Annotated in this window: 2 protein-coding genes; both read right to left on the minus strand. The window is 40.1% G+C overall.

The window, feature by feature from the left end; genetic code table 11:
• Window positions 1-394: 394 nt before the first annotated feature.
• The gene (locus tag AC06OU_RS14950; protein ID WP_475856833.1) at window positions 395-2,296 is read right to left on the minus strand and encodes a heavy metal translocating P-type ATPase; all 1,902 of its coding nucleotides are present in this window, start codon (window positions 2,294-2,296) and stop codon (window positions 395-397) included.
• A gap of 151 nt (window positions 2,297-2,447) precedes the next feature.
• On the minus strand, window positions 2,448-3,610 hold a 1,163-nt coding region (locus tag AC06OU_RS14955), incomplete at its 5' end, for a FumA C-terminus/TtdB family hydratase beta subunit (RefSeq protein ID WP_475856835.1).

Raw genomic sequence — 3,610 nt, forward strand, 5'->3', positions numbered from 1 at the left:
GGTGAGAAAATCAGAGATGGTGGAAATAGGATAGGTCTGGTTGTGACCTATCCTGTTTTCACCATCCCAGCAAGCGGCAGCGCGGTAGTGGAAGAAAAAAAGTTGTGAATTAATTTGTCTACTTTCTTTACAGAAGACCAAAATGTCCCATAAAAAGGAGGCAAGCGCCCATAAAGGTAAGTTACGCCCATAAGAGGCACATAACTGACCCATAAAGTGTAGAAGATGTCCCATAAACTAGTGGAAAGTGTCCCATAAAAAGGAGGCAAGCGCCCATAAATCCAAACTTCCCACCATAGAAGGTGTTTATGTGGTGGTCCCCTACAAACCTAAGTGTTTCAAACACTAGCTAAAAAAAGCATCCAACCTAGAAAGGTCGGATACTTTATTAACTTTAAATGTTACGGTTTAACATTCGCAATCCATTTAGAATTACTAGAATGGTGCTTCCTTCATGTCCAATAACGCCCATAGGAAGATCTACTACTTGAAGGAAGTTGGAGATAATCAGTATGGCAATTACTGCGATAGAGAAGAAAATATTTTGTTTTACGATTCGCTGCATTTTGCGAGACATTTTTACTGCATAGGCTATTTTGCTTAAATCATTTTTCATTAGGATGACATCGGCGGTTTCCAGGGCTACGTCAGTTCCTTCGCCCATGGCAAAGCCGGTTGTTGCAGTTGCTAGGGCGGGAGCGTCATTAATTCCATCTCCTACCATGCCTACAAATGAATGCTCTGCTAACAGCTCTTTCATATGAAGGACTTTTGTTTCGGGAAGACACTCGGCAATATATTGGTCGATTCCAGCTTCTTTAGCAATTACCTTTGCTGTTTTTTCGTTATCACCAGTTAGCATAACTGTTTTTATGCCTAAGGATTGCAATAGCTTAATGGCTTCTTTGGCTTCTTCTCGTACTGTATCCTTAAGCGCTGCTGCTGCCGCTATTCCTTTATCGTCACGCATGAAAATGATGGTTTTTCCTTCTTCGGCTAGAGCTGCTGCAACTCCTCCTTGGAACGCAAACGCATCGGCTTTATTTACGAATTCTGGTTTACCTACTAAGATTTCAACATCATTAATGTTGGCCTTTAGTCCAAATCCAGGTTTGTCTTCTATCGGAATTATTGGTAGCTGGGTAATTCCCTCTGCCAAAGCAAATGCTGTGATTGCTTGAGCAAGTGGATGATTGGACTGCGCTTCAATTGTTGCAAGAGTAGTAAGTGTAGACTTGCGATCTAAGTCGTCTCTTACAAAGAAGTCTGTTACTACTGGCTTGCCTTGAGTCAATGTACCAGTTTTGTCTAACGCAATGGCTTTCATTGAGCTAATATTTTCTAAATGCATACCGCCTTTAAACAATATCCCACTTTTTGCTCCATTTGAAATAGCTGCTAAAGTAGCCGGCATGATAGATGCAACAAGTGCGCAAGGGGAAGCAACTACCAATAAAACCATAGCTCGATAAAAGGTTGTAGTCCAATCCCACCCAAGTATGAAGTGAGGGAGGACCATCATAACTGCCACAGCGATTAAAACTACTTTTACATACGTACCTTCAAAGCGTTCTATAAACTGCTGTGCTGGGGATTTTTCATCTTGTGCAGTTTGGACAAGATCGATTATCTTTTGAAACAAGGAATCTTCGTTAGTTTTAGTCATTTCCATAGTGATAGCACCACTTAAATTTACTGTACCAGCAAATAAGGGGTCTTTCGGTTGCTTAGAAAGTGGTAGAGACTCACCGCTAATCGCGGCTTCATCAACAGATGTCATTCCGTTAATAACGATACCGTCTGCAGGAATTCTTTCTCCTGGTTTGACTACGAGCTTGTCACCTAGCGTTAAATCTTTAATAGAAACGCGCTTAGTACTCCCGTCAGCTTGAAGTTTCCAGGCTTCTTCAGGTTGAAGTTCCATTAACGAAGAAATCTCTTTTCGACTTTTATTCATCGTATAGGTTTCCAACGCTCCACTTACTGCAAATATGAAAATTAGTATGGCTCCCTCGGTCCAGTAACCGATGATGGAAGAACCTATCGCTGCAAAAATCATAAGCATTTCTACATTTAATTGTTTTTCTTTTATCGTCCCTTCGATACCTTCTTTAGCCTTAGCAAATCCACCAATTACAAAAGCTAACAGGTAGAAGATGATGGAGGCTGTTTCAGAACCTGAATTACCTATAAGCCAAGCGATTAATATTAAAAGGCCAGAAAATAGTGCTGCAACTAGTTCTAAATGGGGCATTACTTTAGATAAAAATGTATTTTTTTCTTCTATAGCTGACATATAAATCCTCCTCTTGATATTGATTTTCATTATTATTTCTCTCTAAAATAGAGTAAAACTGGATTTTCACTATGGAAAACCCAGTAGATTAAATTAAGTATTACTTTATAATGATTATAATCTAGAGAAATTTAACTGTCAACTATTTGATTTAAGCGAATACTGGCTCTTTGTACAAGGCTAATTTCTCTAATGAGGATTTGTCTACATCAGCGTGAAGACTATTGCCGTGAGAGTCCATTGTAACAACAGCAGTGAAGTTTTCTACACGTAAATGCCACATTGCTTCAGGAATTCCAAATTCCATTAAATCAACACCTTCTACATCTTTAATGCAGTCTGCATAGTATTGGGCTGCTCCGCCAATTGCGTTTAGATAAACACCACCATGTTCGTGAAGTGCAGCTAATGTTTTAGGTCCCATTCCACCTTTACCTATAACTGCACGTATACCAAACTTTTTCATAATGTCACCTTGATATGGCTCCTCGCGAATAGAGGTGGTAGGTCCTGCAGCACGAACATGCCATTTTCCAGCCTCATCCTTCTGCATTACTGGTCCACAATGATAAATAATTTGACCATCAAGGTCTACAGGAGCATCATGGCTCATTAAATGATGGTGGATAGCATCACGCCCTGTATACATACGTCCAGTGATAGAAACAACATCGCCTACTTGAAGGGAGCGAATTTGTTCTTCTGTAATAGGAGCAGAAAGCTCAACAACTCTTTTTGGTGTTTCATTTTGAGCTTCATCTTTAAATTCAATTTTTTCTCCATCTTGGTAATGCCATTCTGTAATATCTCCAGTAGAAGGATCAATATTGATTGCCATACGGCGATAAGCCCAGCAATTGTATGCTACTGATACATAGAAGCTTGCAGGAATGCGGTGCATGACACCAATCTTACAACCTAGTAGAGTTGCCTCCCCACCAAAGCCCATTGTTCCAATTCCTAATGTATTTGCTTTTTCTACAATATAAGCTTCTAGTTTAGCTAAATCTTCATTTGGATTTATATCGTCTACTGAGCGGAATAACTGTTCCTTTGCTAAATCATACCCTGATGAACGGTCGCCACCTATTCCTACCCCTATAAAGCCGGCTGAGCAGCCTTGACCTTGAGCTTGGTACACTGAATGTAGAATACATTTACGTATGCCGTCTAAGTCTCTCCCTGCACGTCCAAGCCCTTCTAATTCAGTTGGTAGGCTATATTGTATGTTTTTGTTTTCGCATCCGCCACCCTTAAGGATTAGCTTCATTTCTATGTATCCTTTTTCCCATTGTTCAAATTTCACTACGGGAA

Source organism: Psychrobacillus sp., from assembly GCF_056205495.1.